Origin of the sequence: Nocardia aurantiaca, from assembly GCF_009708175.1 — a bacterium.
Classification (GTDB): Bacteria; Actinomycetota; Actinomycetes; order Mycobacteriales; family Mycobacteriaceae; genus Nocardia; species Nocardia aurantiaca.
This window is the reverse complement of sequence record NZ_WMBB01000010.1, coordinates 103,213-119,094: the sequence shown is the minus strand read 5'-3', so window position 1 is coordinate 119,094 and position 15,882 is coordinate 103,213. Positions and strand designations below refer to the sequence as shown.

16 protein-coding genes, 1 tRNA gene and 1 pseudogene are annotated in these 15,882 nt (G+C 67.4%); 9 read left to right on the top strand and 9 right to left on the bottom strand.

Features of this window, described 5'->3' with window-relative positions:
* Positions 1-13: 13 nt before the first annotated feature.
* A complete protein-coding gene (locus GLP40_RS21830; protein WP_230329802.1) occupies positions 14-949 on the bottom strand; it encodes an NADP-dependent oxidoreductase in 936 nt (311 codons plus the stop codon).
* A gap of 76 nt (positions 950-1,025) precedes the next feature.
* Between GLP40_RS21830 and GLP40_RS21825 the strand changes: the two genes are divergently transcribed.
* Entirely contained in the window at positions 1,026-1,418 is a 393-nt protein-coding gene (locus GLP40_RS21825) for a winged helix-turn-helix transcriptional regulator (protein ID WP_154789839.1), read from the top strand.
* Positions 1,419-1,631: 213 nt separating this feature from the next.
* Here the strand turns inward: GLP40_RS21825 and GLP40_RS21820 are convergent, their stop codons facing one another.
* Positions 1,632-2,132 (bottom strand): hypothetical protein, encoded by a 501-nt coding sequence (locus tag GLP40_RS21820; RefSeq protein ID WP_154789838.1) that lies wholly within the window; start codon positions 2,130-2,132, stop codon positions 1,632-1,634.
* 350 nt (positions 2,133-2,482) lie between these two features.
* On the bottom strand, positions 2,483-3,472 hold the full coding sequence (locus GLP40_RS21815; protein WP_154789837.1) for a LysR family transcriptional regulator: 990 nt from the start codon (positions 3,470-3,472) through the stop codon (positions 2,483-2,485).
* A 292-nt stretch (positions 3,473-3,764) separates the two neighbouring features.
* Here GLP40_RS21815 and GLP40_RS21810 point away from each other — a divergent pair, with 292 nt between their 5' ends.
* The 3 genes and pseudogenes from GLP40_RS21810 (at position 3,765) to GLP40_RS21800 (ending at position 6,197) form a co-directional block, all read left to right on the top strand.
* Entirely contained in the window at positions 3,765-5,027 is a 1,263-nt protein-coding gene (locus tag GLP40_RS21810; RefSeq protein ID WP_328290502.1) for an MFS transporter, read from the top strand.
* 15 nt (positions 5,028-5,042) lie between these two features.
* A pseudogene (locus tag GLP40_RS21805) lies at positions 5,043-5,147 on the top strand (helix-turn-helix domain-containing protein); the annotation flags it as partial.
* A gap of 297 nt (positions 5,148-5,444) precedes the next feature.
* Positions 5,445-6,197, top strand: coding sequence for a Mut7-C RNAse domain-containing protein (locus GLP40_RS21800; protein ID WP_154789836.1), 753 nt, complete (start codon positions 5,445-5,447; stop codon positions 6,195-6,197).
* Between the two features lie 136 nt (positions 6,198-6,333).
* Here GLP40_RS21800 and GLP40_RS21795 read toward each other — a convergent pair whose 3' ends face one another.
* On the bottom strand, positions 6,334-7,263 hold the full coding sequence (locus GLP40_RS21795) for an NADP-dependent oxidoreductase (RefSeq protein WP_154789835.1): 930 nt from the start codon (positions 7,261-7,263) through the stop codon (positions 6,334-6,336).
* Positions 7,264-7,347: 84 nt separating this feature from the next.
* Between GLP40_RS21795 and GLP40_RS21790 the strand changes: the two genes are divergently transcribed.
* The 4 genes from GLP40_RS21790 (at position 7,348) to GLP40_RS21770 (ending at position 10,288) form a co-directional block, all read left to right on the top strand.
* Positions 7,348-7,917: a TetR/AcrR family transcriptional regulator gene (locus GLP40_RS21790; protein WP_154789834.1), complete on the top strand. Its 570-nt coding sequence runs from the start codon at positions 7,348-7,350 to the stop codon at positions 7,915-7,917.
* A 210-nt stretch (positions 7,918-8,127) separates the two neighbouring features.
* Entirely contained in the window at positions 8,128-8,319 is a 192-nt protein-coding gene (locus tag GLP40_RS21785; RefSeq protein WP_154789833.1) for a hypothetical protein, read from the top strand.
* 914 nt (positions 8,320-9,233) lie between these two features.
* Positions 9,234-9,899, top strand: a complete 666-nt coding sequence (locus GLP40_RS21775) for a class II aldolase/adducin family protein (RefSeq protein WP_154789832.1) — start codon at positions 9,234-9,236, stop codon at positions 9,897-9,899.
* Positions 9,896-10,288 (top strand): carboxymuconolactone decarboxylase family protein, encoded by a 393-nt coding sequence (locus GLP40_RS21770; protein ID WP_154789831.1) that lies wholly within the window; start codon positions 9,896-9,898, stop codon positions 10,286-10,288. Before GLP40_RS21775 ends, GLP40_RS21770 begins: the two co-directional genes overlap by 4 nt.
* Positions 10,289-10,378: 90 nt before the next feature.
* Here GLP40_RS21770 and GLP40_RS35105 read toward each other — a convergent pair whose 3' ends face one another.
* The 4 genes from GLP40_RS35105 to GLP40_RS21750 form a co-directional block, all read right to left on the bottom strand.
* Positions 10,379-10,747: a MerR family transcriptional regulator gene (locus GLP40_RS35105; RefSeq protein ID WP_407671652.1), complete on the bottom strand. Its 369-nt coding sequence runs from the start codon at positions 10,745-10,747 to the stop codon at positions 10,379-10,381.
* Between the two features lie 505 nt (positions 10,748-11,252).
* Positions 11,253-11,326 (bottom strand) — tRNA-Leu (locus tag GLP40_RS21760).
* Between the two features lie 113 nt (positions 11,327-11,439).
* A complete protein-coding gene (locus GLP40_RS21755) occupies positions 11,440-12,285 on the bottom strand; it encodes a universal stress protein (protein WP_154789829.1) in 846 nt (281 codons plus the stop codon).
* Positions 12,286-12,570: 285 nt separating this feature from the next.
* Positions 12,571-13,179, bottom strand: coding sequence for a TetR/AcrR family transcriptional regulator (locus GLP40_RS21750; protein WP_328290501.1), 609 nt, complete (start codon positions 13,177-13,179; stop codon positions 12,571-12,573).
* Between the two features lie 92 nt (positions 13,180-13,271).
* Between GLP40_RS21750 and GLP40_RS21745 the strand changes: the two genes are divergently transcribed.
* Positions 13,272-14,321, top strand: a complete 1,050-nt coding sequence (locus GLP40_RS21745; protein WP_154789828.1) for an alpha/beta fold hydrolase — start codon at positions 13,272-13,274, stop codon at positions 14,319-14,321.
* Positions 14,322-14,459: 138 nt separating this feature from the next.
* Here GLP40_RS21745 and GLP40_RS21740 read toward each other — a convergent pair whose 3' ends face one another.
* On the bottom strand, positions 14,460-15,707 hold the full coding sequence (locus GLP40_RS21740; RefSeq protein ID WP_230329800.1) for a hypothetical protein: 1,248 nt from the start codon (positions 15,705-15,707) through the stop codon (positions 14,460-14,462).
* Between the last annotated feature and the right edge of the window lie 175 nt (positions 15,708-15,882).

Genomic DNA, 15,882 nt, shown 5'->3' with positions numbered 1-15,882 from the left:
TGCCCCAAAGCAGTCACAGGGTCAGGACGATGCGGCCGGGAAGACCACCCGCAGCGAGGCGGGTGTGGGCCTCGGCCGCGGCGTGCAGCGGCAGGGTGGCGGCGACGCGAGTGGTGAGCTTTCTTTCGACAAGGCGGGCGAGAGCTTGACCGTCGGCGTGAATCCATTCGTGGTGGACAGTGATGCCGCGCAACGGGATCGGATCGGCACCGCCGACAACGGTGACGAACTGGCCGCGATTGCGGACAGCGGCGAGAGCTCGACCGCCGAGCCCGGCGGTGTCGAGTGCGGCGTGCACGCCACCGGGGACCAGGCGGCGGGCCTCGGCGGCCACATCGGCATCGCGTGCGAGGGTCCACCGCGCGCCGACCGAGCGGAGAAACTCCGCGTCGAGGCCCTGGCCCATCACCTGGATGCCCTGCTGCGCCGCGATTTCCACGGCGAAGCCGCCCACCGCGCCGGTCGCGCCCGTCACCAGGAGCGTGTCGCCCGCCGACAGGCCGAGCAGGTCCAGCGACTGCGCGGCGGTCAGACCGTTCAGCGGCAGGGTGGCCGCCTCGACATCGGTCAACTCGGCCGGGGCCGCGGCTACCGCATCAGCGTCGAGCACCGCGTACTCGGCATAGGCGCCGAGCGAGACGTCAAGCAGGTCGCGCAAGCCGATCACCCGCTGCCCGACCGTGAATCCATCCACGCACGGCCCGAGTCGGTCGATCGTGCCGGCCATATCCCAACCGATGCCCGTCATCTCGCGCGGCGCCATCAACCCGGCTTCGACCAACGCGCCGGAGCGGGTAACCAGGTCGACCGGATTGACGGTCGCCGCCCGCACCCGGATCCGGACCTGGCCGGGTCCGGGTTCCGGAACCGGCACGTCGACCAGCCGCAACACCTCGGGCCCACCGTATCCGTGAGCAACGACGGCTCGCATCATCTCAGCACTGTTCATGCACATAACTCTTGGGGAGTTACTCTTCAATAGGAAGTACCTACTTCGAAGTGCCCACCGCACCCGGAGGTTCGCCATGCCCACTCGTACCGCGGCGCAGCTGCGCGCCGAACGCAGCGCTGCCTACGACGCCTACCTAGCCGAATGCCCCGCCCGCAAACTGCTGGACCGGATTTCGGACAAGTGGGTGAGTCTGGCGATCAACGCCCTGGCCGACGGCCCCCAGCGCTACAGCGACCTGCAGCGCAGGCTGGCCAGCGTGAGCCAGAAGATGCTCACCCAGACCCTGCGCAACCTCGAACGCGACGGCCTGATCACGCGCACGGTGCAACCGAGCGTGCCGGTCCGCGTGGACTACGAACTCACCCCGCTCGGGCGCTCGCTGCTGCCGCTCATGCAGGCCGTCAAGACCTGGGCCGAACAACACATGGACGATGTCGAGGCCGCCCGAGCAGCCTACGGCGCTTGAAAGGCGCGAGACCGAACCAGCCGCAACACGATCCGAGACGAGGACGCTCTGTAACCGGGTGCCGGCATCCGCGAAATCTACGTCACCAGCCGGCCTCTGCGGCTGCCCCGGGCGCGTCCGCCGAACGCACTGAAATGCCGAGTTGAGGATGCTTATATGAGGGTGCAATGGGGTTGGCTGCACCAATCTTTGCAGGCCCTTGGAGATCGTTTCTTAGTCGGCGGGGAGGGTGGTCGCTGCCTCACCGCGATACGGCACCCAGCGGTATCCGGGTTGAAAGGTGACGTAATCCTGCCCCAGGCCGAGTTTGGTGTGCAGTGCCTCGCACAGAACGAGACCGTGGAAGGCGCCGGTCCTGAGGTCGTCGATGTTCTCCGTTTCGAGGGCAGCGATGTTTGCTATCCATTCTGGATCCCAACCGACGATGGCAGCGACGTAGCCATCGAAGCCAGTGAGGATCTCGTACAGCTGGTTGGCGAGTTCGGTCAATTCCTGCGCTGTCAGGGCGAACCTAGGAAGGTCACCATCGAGTGAGACGCCGAGGCCGACGGCTACGGGCAGGATCGATAACTCGATGTAGGGGCCGTCGGTGCTGAGTATCGGTGCGTGGAGAGGAACCCGGCGCCCGCTCACGGATAGGGTGGTCGGGGCGGGGGCCGATCGACTCAGCGCTGCTGAGCGCGCCGCTTCGATGTTGTCGCCGAAGTTGACCACCGTTCGAAGCAGATCGCCACGTTGTCCCCATCTCTTGCGCTAGATCGACCCTATCGGGCCGCTCGGTGACCACGCATCCTGACGGACAAAACATCGAGAGGGCATCTGCGCCAATGCATTCTGGTGCGGTACGAGCAGCGAGGGCTGAATGTCCGCTCTTGCCGCGTCCCGCGCGTTCTGCTCTGGCGGATCGGCGTCGCTGATCTGGATGTCCGCACATGCCGCGTGGCGTGCGGTTCGAACCTGCCAGTGCTTGGCAGTGGAAGATCAAGTGGCCCTGCCGGTCCGAGCCATCATGCCGAGTTGAGTGCCAATTGATGCTGACGGTCCTGTCGAGGGGACCTCGCGCCTCACGGCTGGAAGATCGCGCGATCCGACTCCGGAATCCAGCAGTCGGCCAGGATGTCGGCGCTGTAGTTATCCCGGACATGATCGATCAGGTCTGGCGCCGCAGGGTGGGGATCGGCGGTCGACCAGAGCAGGGCGTAAGGATAGGCGGGGGTGGGGTCCAGGACCGGCAGGCGGCGGATGTGTGGATGCCATGGGAGATGCAGACCTGCGGCGGCGAACATCGACAGCGAATCCGAGGCGGCGATGCGGTCCAGCACACCCGACTTACCGAACAATCCGCGAGCTCGGTCGTCCTCCCGTTCGGGCTCGCCGCCGGGTTCGCGGCCGGTGAGTATCGTGATTCCGCTGAATTCTGCCCAATCCCCGTAGTAGTCCGCCCATTCCGAGGGCACCGACGCGCCGGGCGCCCAACTCGGGTAGGGCACGATGTCGGCGGGAGTGACCGCGGGGCGCCCGGCGAGCGGATGCTTCTTACCGACCAGCAGATGCCACGGGTCCACCAGCGCCGCGACGATGCCGATTCCCGACGGTAGCCGGCGCGGGCCGCCGTACGGGCGGGCGAAGGTCGCATCCACGCGGCCGTTGAGCAGGGCGTCGCGCCCGGATCGGAAGGCGGTGCCGATCACGAGTTCGATGTCCGCCTCCGGGTGCCGATCCGCGTAATAGCGGACCAAATCCGCCGCCGCCTCTCGCTCGCTCTGCACGGCGATCCGCAGCGGACGGGTCTCCGGCCGCGCGGCGACGACCGTATCGGCCGCGATCTCGAGCAGCGACCGCGCATGCGGCAGCACCCGCTTCCCGGCGGCGCTGACCACGCTGCCCGAGGACGCCCGGTCGAACAGGCTCACCCCGAGCTGGCCCTCCAGCTTCGCAATACGCTTGGACACGGCTTGCTGTGTGAGCCCCAGCACGGCCGCCGCATATCCGAACTGCCCCTCGTCGACCGCCGTCACGAAGGCCCGCACGGCCGCCAGGTCCAGGTCTGTCACTCCACCTCCCTCGAATACCGCATCCGCGTAACAGTTGGTTGTGGAGGGTATCGCACCCAAAGCTCCGGCACGGGATCGGGAGCCCCTCCGCGTCGAAAGATTGCGAGCCAGATTTCGCACCGAACACCATTGGCTTTCAGGGAATTTCGACCTGGACCGCGACACGCCCGGACGCTTCACCCGCTGCGGCCACACTGTCCCGCATTCCGGCCTGGCTGGACAACTGTTGGTTGTGTATCGGAGACGGCCGGTTGTTTGTCCGATGGTCCGGCGTCCGCTTTGACCACCTCCCGTGGCATGGGGAACGAATACGCGGCGGGCAGCCGCGCGGGGACCAGCACTGGGCCAGGAATTCCGGTGGCTGTGGACCGCGTATGCGGCCAGCGCCTACGGATCCGGGTTCGGGCTCGGGGCATTTTCGATCATCGCCGTACTCGCGCTGCACGCGGGACCGGCGGCGGTGTCGGCCCTGTCGGCGGCGGGACTGGCCGTGGGCGCGGTGCTAGCGGTGCCGTTGGCCCCCTGGGTCGAGGCGCGTCGCAAGCGGCCGGTGATGATCGCGATGGACGTGGGCCGCTTCGCCGCGATGGCGAGCATCCCGGCCGCCTACCTCCTGGGCATCCTCACCTACACCCACCTGCTGCTCGTGGTGGTGCTGGTAGCCACCGCCAAGATCGCCTTCAACGCGGCCAGCGGCGCCTATCTGAAAACGCTTGTGCCCCAGCAGAATCTGATCATCGGCACCGGGCGGTTCGAGGCAACTACCTGGACCTCGCTGATCATCGGTCCGCCGCTGGGCGGCGCGGCGATCGGGATCTTCGGCCCGGTCATCACCATGGCGGTCGACGCGATCAGCTATCTGCTCTCCGCGCTGGGCATCTCCGCGATCGGCAGAGGTGAACCGCACCCCGGCCACCCGGCCACGCCGGGGATGCGCGTCGGGGATCTGCTCGACGGCTGGCGGCACATCCTGTCTCATCCGTCACTACGCCCGCTGCTGTTCAATACGAATCTGTGCAACGGACTCGTCATGGCCGGCGAGCCGCTGATCGCCGTGCTCATGCTCCGCCAGCTCGGCTTCGCGCCATGGCAATACAGCCTGGCCTTCGCCGCACCGTGCGTCGGCGGACTGATCGGCGCCCGCAGCGCGGCCCCGCTCGCGCAGCGGTTCGGGCGGCACAAGGTCATGATCGCCTCCGGCATGCTGCGCGCGTTCTGGATAATCGGCCTGGCCTTCGTCCCCCGCGGCGTGCCCGGCCTCGCGCTCGTCATCGCCGTGCAGTTCGGACTGGTCACCAGCTGCGGTGTCTTCAATCCGATCTTCGCCGCCTACCGCCTCGAACAGACCCCCAGGGAACTCGCGGCACGCACCCTGTCGTCCTGGTCGGTGACCAGCAACCTGTCCATCGCGGCCCTGACGGTGTTGTTCGGCGTGCTCGCCTCCGCGACCGGCGTGCGCACCGCGCTGACGGTCGCCGGGGTCGCCATGCTGGCCACGCCCCTGCTGCTGCGCGGTGTGCGAGCGACCCCCACGCCGCAGCCGGTGAGCGCGTGATGAGAGCGACCTGAGCTGCGACTGAGTCCGGCCGAGCGCGAACAGATTTCGCGTGGTTTCGCTGCCGATGACTCGCTGCGCGGGATCGCGAGGAGTTTGGGGCGGGCACCTTCGACCATCTCGCGTGAGGTCGCCGGCCAAGGGAATCCAAATGCCGCATACCGCGCTGACCGAAGCGGAGAGTGCGGTGGCCGAAACCTTATGGGGCGCACAGTATCCGCTTCTGAGCCCGCACTGATGGGCGGATGTCCCTTGCCTACCTCGACGTTCAGTGGCACCGGCTGCTCTGGTGGTCCGTCAGGGGAGAGGGCGGGACCGCTCTCAATCAGCGCATCCGGGGGAGACGATGACCGGCGTCGATTGCTCACCTGGAGATTGCCCTGGGCGGGCTGGGTGCTCGAGCCGGACAATGGTCGTATGACCGCCGGTGTCGAACTGCGGGCGTATGCCGAGCTGAACGACTTCTTGCCCCCGGGCGTGCGGTACGCGGCGCAGCTGCGGCCGGTCCGGCCGCACCAGACCGTGAAGGACGTCGTCGAGGCCGCGGGTATTCCGCACACCGAGGTCGACCTGGTGCTGGTGAACGGTGAGTCCGCCGACTTCGGCCGCCATCTGCGGCCGGGTGATCGGGTTGTCGTCTACCCGATGTTCGAGACGCTCGACATCGGGCCGCTGACCCGGGTGCGTCCCCGTCCGCTGCGCGATCCGCGCTTCATCGTCGACGTCAACCTCGGCGGGCTCGCACGGCTGATGCGGCTGATGGGACTCGACGTCCGCGCCGACTGGAGAGCCGACGACGCAGCGCTGGCGAAGACAGCCGCGGACGAGCATCGGATCGTGCTCACCCGCGACCGCGGACTTCTCAAGCGCCGCACCGTGACCCACGGCGTATTCGTCCGGTCGGACCATCCGCTCGAGCAGATGGTGGAGGTCGTCCGCCGGCTCGACCTCGCGGATCGGCTGGTGCCGTTCAGTCGCTGCCTGCGCTGCGGCGGCGTCGTCACCGATGTGGCCAAGCAGGACATCATCGATCGGCTCGAACCGCTGACCCGCCGCTACTACGACACCTTCCGGCAGTGCTCGGATTGCGGCCGAATCTATTGGGAGGGTTCACATCAGCGGCGTCTCGACGCCCTGGTCGCCCGGATTCGCGCGGCCATCTCGTCGTGATACGGCGATGGCACTCGGGTAGGTCTGTGCTCGTAGTTCTATCGTGCGGCGTTTGATCTTTCTGTGTCCGGGCCGGGCTCGTTGATGTCGTAGTTCCGAAACCGGTTCGCTCTGGTCCGCGTACTGCCCATCTCGGTCAGAGGGTCACCACGATCTTGCCGTGGACGTGGCGGCCGGCCTGTAGCGTCACGGCATCGCGGATCTTTTCGATCGGGTAGGTCGCGGCGATCGGGACGGTGATCTCGCCGCCGAGGATCGCGTCGGTGATCTGCCGCATGGACTCCGGGCTTGCGTCGAAACCGCCGGTCGCGCGCACGCCGCCGGGTGGGCTGGGGCCGGCGGCGATCGTAGAGATGCGTTCGGGCGGAACGCCGAGAGCCAGTGCGGTCTCCGCGGTTTCGGTGCCGAACAGGTCGGCTGCCGCGGTCACGCCGTCGGGAGCCAGGGCTCGTACCCGGTCCGCCAATCCGGGGCCGTAGGCCACGGGCTCGGCCCCGAGCCGGCGCAGGAACTCGAACGTGCCTTCCGACGCGGTCCCGAGCACTCTGACACCGGTGAGCTTCGCGAGCTGTACCGCGAATATGCCCACACCGCCCGCGGCGCCACCGATCAGGACGGTATCGCCGGATCGCAGGTCGATCGCCGCCAATGCGGCGGCCGCGGTCATACCGGCTACCGGAAGCGCGGCCGCCACCTCGTCGCTGATGACCTCCGGCGTATGCCAGAGCATCTCGCTCCCCGAAGTGGGTGTCTCGATCACCACGAAATCGGCAACGGCCCGTCCCAGCGCGCCGCCGTAGACACGGTCGCCTACGGCGAAACCCGCGGCGCCGGTGCCGATTTCGTCGATGACCCCGGCGAAGTCGTAACCGAAGCCGGATGGCACGGTGATGCCGAACTGCGCCGCCGCTTCGAGCCGCGAGGCGATACCCCAATCCATGGGATTCAGACCGGCGGCCGTGACGCGGACGCGGACCGCGCCCGGCCCGGCGTGCGGTTCCGGAACCTCCCGCACCTGCAGGACCTCGGGACCTCCGAACGTCTCATAAACGATAGCTCGGCTCATGGCTACCTCCAGCAGACAAGATGATGGGACTTGGTCCCATCACCATACACTCAGTGACGGGACCAAGTCCCGTATTCTTTTTCCATGGCCCGCTGGCAACCCAACGCCTCACAACGACTCGCCGTCGCCGCCCTCGAGCTGTTCGAGGAGCAGGGCTACGACAACACGACGGTGATCGAGATCGCGGAGCGTGCCGGGCTCACGAAGAGCACCTTCTTCCGCCATTTCCCCGACAAACGGGAGGTGCTCTTCGGTGGGGGCACCATGACCGGACTGGTGATCGACGGGATCGCCGCGGCGCCGGCCGGGGCCGGACCACTCGAAGCGGTGGCGCACGCCCTGGATGTGATCGGGAGGGAAGCCTTCACACTCGATCGTCGCGAATTCGGCGCCCGGAGGCAGGCGGTGATCGCCGCCAATCCGGAACTGCGAGAACGTGAGGCGTTGAAGGGGCTCGGCCTCACCACGGCGATGATCGACGCGCTCGAACGCCGCGGCGTTCCCGGCCTGACCGCGCGCGTGGCCGCCGAATTGGGCGCCCTCGCGTGGGAGGTCGCCTACGAGCGCTGGCGCGACCCCGCCAACAGCGACGACTTCGGTGAGCTCGCGCGGCGTGCGCTCACCGAAGTGCAGGCGGCCAGCGCCTCATGCTGAGGGATTCACACCCGCCGTCTCTGCTCCGCTGCGGACATGAGATTGGTCCGTAAACCGGTAATCAAGTACCGCGGCGGTTGAGGGGGTAATGTCGGTATCAGCCGAATTCGATCATCGGCCGTCACACAGGATGCGGCGGGTAGTGATTTGTTATCGGCCCTCGATCGCAGGCATTCGGTGTTCGGTCGAGGCTACCCGCAAGGAGCCTTCATGACCTCGGCCCGAAGCAACCCTTTCGCCGGTCCGGCGACCGTGTTCGCGGATGTCCGCGCCGCTGAGAAGGCGGCACACCTCGAGCGAAACGCGCTGGCCGCGAAGACGGTCGCCGACCACGCACACGATGCCGCCGATTGCGTACATCTGCTGGCCATGCTCGGCCTCGACCTGTCCGAATTGCAGTGAGCCGGTGAAGACCGAATTGCAGTGAGCCGGTGAAGAATCCGGCCTAGCCGTCCGAGTACCGCTGATCGAGCCGGGCTTCGGGTTCATCGCGCAGAGACGACGGCGGACCTGACGTTTCCGTCCCCTACTCCGAGATTTCCGGCTCCGGCTTCGAGTCCCTCGACGACGGGGTTCGAGATCGACCAGGGCCCGAACGGCCCGCAGGCCCAGAGCGTCCGCGCGACCCAGGAGCCGACAGCATGAAACCCGCGCCGCCGACGCGGGTTTCATGGTTCTCGAGACCGTGGTTCGAGGTCGTGCGGGAACGCGATATCCATCGCACCGAGAACCCTGACACTTAGTAACGCACATCGCGCGGATCGGCACGAGCCGCGTGAGACCCAACAAACGAAAGAACCCAATTGTGAGCGACGAGCAACCCATTCGGGCCCAGCTGTTCAGCCATGAGGACAAGGTCACCGAGAATGCACCCGCAGCCCCGGCCCGCACGGATCTACGACCGACATTTCTTGCGGTGTCCGAACGATACGGCCAGAACAGACTCTCGCCCCACGGCGAGCCGAGTTTGTGAAGGAATTCGCTGATGTGCCGCAGGCCGGGCTGACCGAACCGGCAAGTGCAGTGCTTCGGAAGATCAACGGGCCGTGAGGCATTCGACGGAGCCGAAAGCACCCATTTCGGATCATGCGGTGACCACCCAGTTACACCACGCCCCGGGACTTGACCCCAAGGGCGCCAAAGCCGTTGTTACCTCAGGACTTGGAACTCGGCCGTAGTAGGCATGCGGCCCGCCGCCGGGTTGATCGCCGTGACGATCGCTCGAGTAGCAGAGCGTAGGTCACAACCCTTGACTTAAACCTTGGTTCAAGGCGGACGGTTGTCCTCGAGGGGGAACGAGAAACTGGAGGATCGAAATGACCGAATCATCGACTGTCGCGGCAACCGCCGACCTGCTGGTGCGAACCGCTGAACACCTCTTCGACTCGGGAGTGATGTCGCATTCCGGGCACGCTAATCTCAGCGCCCGGCTCGACGGTGAACGATTCCTGTTGACCCCGGGCTTCGTTCGCGGCCTGCGAGCCGACCAGGTCGCGGTGGTCGGCGTCGACGGCCAGGTGCTCGGGGGACGACTGCAATCCGCCAGCACAGAGATCGTGAACATGCACGGCGTCGTCTATCGGACCCGTCCGGAGGTCGGGGCGGTGTTGCACACGCATTCGCCCGCCGCGACGGCCTTCGCCGTCGCTCACCAGCCGCTGCCTTGCCGCACCGAGCCCATGCTGCGGTTCGGGCAAGCCGAGGAAGTGCCGGTCGTGCCGTGGGGCCCGCGTGGTTCGGACGTCTCGGTGCGCGGAATCTCGGAGATCCTGGCGCAGCGTCCGACCACATCGGCGGTGCTGCTGGCGAACCACGGCCTGCTGGTGTTCGGGCCTGACCCGCGGCAGGCGGCCGATCTGCTGACCGCGATCGAGGAAAGCGCCGAGGCCGAACTCGCGGCACGCGCGCTCGGTGGGGCGGTCGACTTCCCCGCCGGTGCTCTCGAAGCCGTACGGGCATACATGGCGCGGGCGGCGTCATGACCGACTCGCGTGAACTCGACACGATCCGGGCCCGCTACCGCGTGACATACGGATCCGTCCCACCCGGCATCGAAGATCGACTGCGGGTCGCTCGCGCGGTCGGTCGGCTCACAATCGAGGACACGTTCGCGACGCTGCGTCACCGCGTCCTCCACGAGAATCCTCTGGGCACGCGAACACAGCAGCTCGTGCATGTCGGCCAACTGCTGGTACTCGGCCGTGGCGACGCGGCACGATTGCATGCCCGCGGCGCCCTGCGCGCGGGCGCCGGCCTCGCCGATCTCGTCGGTGTCGCGGAGACGGCACTGATCACCGGCGGCGCCCCGGCCTACGCGCTCGGCATCGAGATCGTCGCCGACCTGCTTCCCGACGACACGCCCGCGGGCTGACCAGGCCTCGACCGATCGGGCGGCCGCGCGGGCCGAGGGCATCTCCCGCGGCCGTCCGCCATCGGGCGAACGTATGAGCCCACGCGCAATTCATTTCCACAATGCCATCTGCGCTCGGAACTTCGGGCAGTCGAGGATGTCCGTACGGCTGCATTGCACCGCGTGTTCGAGGAACTGACGGGCGTGTTCCAGGTCTATCCGCCGCTGTTCGGTCTCGGCGAGTTTCGCGGTGATCATCTCGGTTCGCCGTGGTCGATCCTGCTGAAGTTCAGCGAGATCAGCCAGGGTCAACCCGGCGCGCTGACATTTCCGCAGCAGAGCGATTCGCTCCACCGCATTCTCCGGATAGCGTCGCTGGCCGCTGTGCCGCTCGGGTTCCGGCAGCAGGCCGTGGCGTTCCCAGAAGCGGATGGCCGATGCGGGCACCCCGGTGAGTTCGGAGAGCCGCCCGATAGTCATGAGCATGCCCATTTCTTTCCCATGGTCTCGGCACTTGACTTGAACCTTAGTTCAAGGAGGTCCAGTTCCGGGGCGGACAACGGAACCGAGGATCACGGACACATCGGACGTGCACAAGCACACGAGCCGGTTGTCGCACTTGCAGCAGGCCGAGGAGCGTCTCTCGGAGGCGTGATTGACTCGCCAGCGATGCCCAGAATTCCTGTGTCGCAGTATCATTCGATCGATGGTGACACGGTTTAGAATGAATTTTATTGCTGTGCAGCGGAAATCGCGGTTATTTCGCGTGGCCGAACCTGTCACCTGATCGTGCGGGCAGTCCCGAATGGATCGCACATCGCTGCCTGGCTCGGGCACGCGTCCTCAGCGATCACGCCAGCGACGTACACGCATAGCCAGTGTGGGCGCTGAAAGCTGCTGGACCGGTTTCGGTCGAGCTGTGACAAAGCGCGACAACGTCGTATGCGGTGGTACTGCGTGAAAGCCCGTGACCTGCGCAGGAATGTGCCCCCGGACGGGCTCGAACCGTCACTTGGCGGATTTTAAGTCCGCTGCCTCTGCCAATTGGGCTACGGGGGCGTCTGGGTCAGACTACCGAGCCGTACGGTCGTGCTGGTAGCAGGTATTCGGGGGGCCATCCACAAGGGAGGGCCCTCGAGGGGAACGACCTCGGGGAGGAACAAGGGGAGCGGTCAGGGAGTGGGGGCGATCATGATGGGGGTTTCGACCGAGAGCAGTAGGGATTGGCTGGTGGAGCCGAAGACCCTGCTGGTGAAGCCGCCTCGGCCTCGGGTGCCCACGACCAGGAGTTGGGTGCTGGTGGAGAGGTCGAGGAGGGAGCGTTCGGGGCGGATATGGGTGGTTTCTCGGTCTATGCGGACGTTGGGGTAGCGCTCTTGCCAACCTGCCAGGGATTCGGCGAGGACGTAGTCGTCGAGGGCGTCCATTTCGGGGTCGTCGGAGGAGCCTTCGGAGTGGAGGGCGATCACCGCTACGCCTCGGACGGAGGCTTCGTCGAGGGCCGCGGCGATGGCGGGTTCGCTGATCTTGGTGCCGTCGACGCCGACCAGGATGGGGCGGGTGGCGAGGTCGGGTGGGAGGGGGACGCCGTCTCGGACCACGACGAAGGGGCAGTGGGAGCGGCGGGCCAGAACCGAGCTGACGGAGCCGAGCAGGGCGCGGCGAAGGGCGCCGCCGCCGCGGGCGCCGGCGACGACCATGCGGGCCACACGGGTGCGCTCGACGAGCGTGGGGACGACTGCGCCGGTGGCGAGTTCGGTGGTGATGGTGAGATCGGGGGCGGTTTTGGCGGCCTCGCGGGCGGCGGTTTCCAGCAGCCAGTTGCCGTGCTCCTCGAGGCGGGCGTAGTCCTCGGTGGTGATCGCGGTGCCGAGGCCCAGGCCCTCGTCGGGGGTGATCTCGAGGACGCGCAGCAGGTGCAGGGGCGCGTGGTGCAGAGCGGCGGTGTGGGCGGCCCAGGTCACCGCCGAACCGGCCGATTCGTCCACGGCGACGATGACTGGTTCCCCGGTCGACATTGCTGCGTCCTCTCCCACCGCGAATCACGCGGTGCGGCTACGAGATAGCTGAGCGGTCGCCATCGACCCTACGCCGAAGTGGGCTGCGCGCAGCCGAGCGGCACCGCGAGCTGGCTCACGGGATCGCGATGAGGCAGGGGACCGACGCGGAGGGAAACCCGCGGCCTCGCCGAGGGGATTCGGCGCGGCCGCCGCCGTACCGCCCCAGGGCTGAACACCATGGGCGTCAGCTCCTCCGGCGAGACATCGCGCCACCCGTCTCCCCGGATGCTCCCCTTAGGGCCATCATTCCGATTTCCTCTCGCCAGGGGCCGAAAGCAGCCCGTTCAGCACGAGGTCGACAACTCGTTCGGCGTAGTCCTCCGAGATCGGCTCCCGAGTGAGCAGCTTTCGGAAATGAATTGGCGCCGTGAGAGTTTCGAGTACCAACCATGGATCCGGAGCCGCCTCCAGCTCACCGCGCGCCATGGCGCGATCGAGCATCACCCGCGCGCCGTCCAGGCGGATCCGCCAGAACTCGGCGCGGGATTCCGCGAGTTCCGGGCTGTCGCCCGCGCTCGCCATGGCCCGCCCGAGGACCGTGCCGAGCGGCGAATCGACGATCGCCACCATGGACCGGTTGAACGTGATCAGGTCCGTGCGCAGCGATCCGGTGTCCGGTACGGGCAAATTCTCCCGGCTGTGCTCCATCATCGCGTCGAAGATCAGCCGCTCTCGGGTCTTCCACCGCCGGTAGATCGAGCTCTCGTGCACGCCCGCGCGAACCGCGACCGCGCCGATGCTCAGCTGGTCGAATCCATTGTCGGCCAGCACTTCCAGGGTGGCGTCCAGCACGGCCCGCCGGACGCGCGCGGAGCGGCCGCCCGTGCGGCGGCGAACTTCCGAATCGGTCACCCCATGATGTTAACGCAAGAATCTTGCATTAACTGGGACACGGGTCTACCGTCCTAAACGCAAGCATCTTGCGTTAGCAGCAGGAGGATCGAATGGCGTTCCAATGGCAGGTCGACCCGCAGGACCTTTTCGTCGAGCGATACCCGCAGATGGTGGGCACCGGCTTGCCGAAAACCGACGTCGATACCGTGCGGGCGGCCATCACGGACATGTGGCTCGACGGTCCCGGCGGGTGGGTCCGCGAATGGTCCACCCTGGCCGAGGGATACGTGGCCGGCGGACAGCACCGCCTCGCCGCCCTGGCCTACGGCTGGGCCAAATTCCCCACCCTGGCCGATGAGTCCAAGCGCGCGGCCCTGTCCGATCAGGTCGATCAATACCTGCTCGCCGCACCGGATTTCGGCCTCGATTTCACCCGCCTGACCATCGAGGCCCCCTATCGCGGCATGCGCGTCGACGTCCCGGTGCACCTGCTGACCCCGCCCGGCTGGTCGGCCGCCGACCCGGTCCTGCTGGTCTCCGGCGGCGTCGACTCCTGGAAGATCGATCTGCACTCGCTGTTCGCCGATCTGGCCCTGCGCACCGGAATGCGCGTGCTGGCCTTCGATATTCCGGGCACCGGCGAGACGCCCGTCCCCATGTCGGCCGATGGCGGTTACGGCGTGGTCCGCGCGATCATCGACCGCGCCCGCACCCTCGGCGACGGCCGGGTCGCGCACCTGGGCGTCTCCATGGGCGGCTGGTTCGCGGCGCGCTCCGGCCTGGCCGCCGAGGTGGATGCCGCCATCGTGCTGGGCGGCCCGATCGAGCGCGCCTTCGACCCGGACCGCGCCTGGGTCTTCGGTATGCGCGGAATCATCGGCAACGCCATGGGTTTCGACGCCGATCCCACCGATGCCGAACTGGCCCAGCGCATGTCGCAGTTCAGCCTGCGTCAGTGGCTGGACCGGGACTGGAACGCGCCCATGCTGGTGCTCAACGGCGCGGACGACGTGCACATCCCGGCAACCGACACCCTGGTCTTCGAGGGCCGCCGCGACACCGAGGTGCACCTGCTCCCCGATACCGGGCACTGCGCGATCACCAAACTGCCGGAGGCGACTCGGATCATGATCGACTGGCTGGACGCCGCTCGCTGGTGAGCGAGCCCGGTCGGGGGCGCGCGGCCCCTTCCGGCCACAACACCGGCATCCCGCTCGTGCGGGTGATGGCCACCACATCGGCGGTGCCGCCGTATCCGCGCGCGGACAGCCCGTGATGCCCGGCAATGGCGACCCTTGTCATCGATCGTCTCGGTTGTAGAGGGTCGCGAGGGCGTCATCGAGGGCCCTCGCCTCGACGGTGCGCGCGGGCAGGTCGGCGCGGAATGACCTGACCAGGCGGGTTATTCGCTCACTGTGATAGGTCAGCCCGACCAGCAGTGCCTCCGTGGCGAGCGCGCACCCGGCCTCGATGTCGCCGCTGTGCGCCAGCACCCGGGCGTGCTCGACCTTTGCCAGCGCCCGTGGTTTCTCCGCGGTGAGTGCGGAATCGGCGTTCTCGAAGGCGATACGGGCCGCGCGATGATCGCCCAGCCGGGTCAGCGCGCTGGCCTGATACCGCGCCGCCTTCGGCCCGTCGAACGCGAATACCCACGGCCACCGCGGTTCCCCACGCTGCCGATCCACCAGCCGCTCCGCCCGCCGCAAGGCCCGCAGCGCACCCGCGCGCTCCCCGGTCGCGGCGTACGCCACGGCCAACAATGACGACATCCACGCGCCCGCGCTGTCGGGCGCGTCGGGTCCCAGTTGCGCGGCGGCCGTCCTCAGCAGAATCGAACCCGCGCGGGCGTCACCCATTTCGACCGCGTAGTGCCCGAGGCTGGCCGTCATGTAGGAGACCAGCAGCGGATGATGCGTCCGCTCGGCGTGCCGGATCGCCTCCGCATACCGCCGCCGCGCTGCCACGTCGTCGCCGCGATCGGCCGCCAACCACGCTGCCAGCCCGGCGATTTCGGACAGCGCACGGAAGCCGGCCGAGGTGCGCAGCCGATCGCGCACCACCCCGGCCACCAGGTTCAGGTGCGCGTACACCACCGGCGCCAGCCGATCCGAGGGCAGCGAGGATTCCATCCGCCGATAGTTGGCGGTCGGTCCGGCCAGGGTGTCGATGAGCTCGGATTCGGTTGGCGCGGAATTCGGCAGCACCACGTTCGTGGTCACCACGAGCGCGCCGCAGAGGAATTGCTTGCGGTTCACGGCCTCGTCATCCGCCGTGCGATGCGGCGTGCTGAAGCCGAGTTCGGCATCGGTCGCCACGTTCAGGACCGCACGCAGTGCGGCTCGGTAATGCTTTCTGGGCCACGTCGTTTCGCCTCGCTCCCACTTCCCGACGTGTCGTTCGTCGACGGCCCCGCGCTTGCTGGTGGCCCGGAAGACGTGGTCGTTGACAGCGTCCGCCAACTCCCGGCGAGTCATCGATCGACCCGGCGCTCCGGGTGATTCCATGCGCAGCCGAGCCTCGATGAGCAGCTCGTTCCGTCCGGTCACGGCATGCGGCCTCTCTGCTGGACCTATCCCGAGAATAGGTCTTCCACAGATTTGCCGTGCCGCCATGACCCTCATTTGCCCCGTACTTTCCCCATCGCACGCCATCGATCAATCGCATGCCGCGGACCAACGTTGAAGTCGGCACAGTCGCCGGCAGCGAAAACCCCTGGGGGAT

Bases quoted from the DNA above. Each gene is read 5' to 3' on its own strand.
- GLP40_RS21830 (WP_230329802.1), bottom strand. From the start codon at position 949: ATGAACAGTGCTGAGATGATGCGAGCCGTCGTTGCTCACGGATACGGT.
- GLP40_RS21825 (WP_154789839.1), top strand. From the start codon at position 1,026: ATGCCCACTCGTACCGCGGCGCAGCTGCGCGCCGAACGCAGCGCTGCC.
- GLP40_RS21800 (WP_154789836.1), top strand. From the start codon at position 5,445: ATGACCGCCGGTGTCGAACTGCGGGCGTATGCCGAGCTGAACGACTTC.
- GLP40_RS21795 (WP_154789835.1), bottom strand. From the start codon at position 7,263: ATGAGCCGAGCTATCGTTTATGAGACGTTCGGAGGTCCCGAGGTCCTG.
- GLP40_RS21790 (WP_154789834.1), top strand. From the start codon at position 7,348: ATGGCCCGCTGGCAACCCAACGCCTCACAACGACTCGCCGTCGCCGCC.
- GLP40_RS21785 (WP_154789833.1), top strand. From the start codon at position 8,128: ATGACCTCGGCCCGAAGCAACCCTTTCGCCGGTCCGGCGACCGTGTTC.
- GLP40_RS21775 (WP_154789832.1), top strand. From the start codon at position 9,234: ATGACCGAATCATCGACTGTCGCGGCAACCGCCGACCTGCTGGTGCGA.
- GLP40_RS21770 (WP_154789831.1), top strand. From the start codon at position 9,896: ATGACCGACTCGCGTGAACTCGACACGATCCGGGCCCGCTACCGCGTG.
- GLP40_RS35105 (WP_407671652.1), bottom strand. From the start codon at position 10,747: ATGACTATCGGGCGGCTCTCCGAACTCACCGGGGTGCCCGCATCGGCC.
- GLP40_RS21755 (WP_154789829.1), bottom strand. From the start codon at position 12,285: ATGTCGACCGGGGAACCAGTCATCGTCGCCGTGGACGAATCGGCCGGT.
- GLP40_RS21745 (WP_154789828.1), top strand. From the start codon at position 13,272: ATGGCGTTCCAATGGCAGGTCGACCCGCAGGACCTTTTCGTCGAGCGA.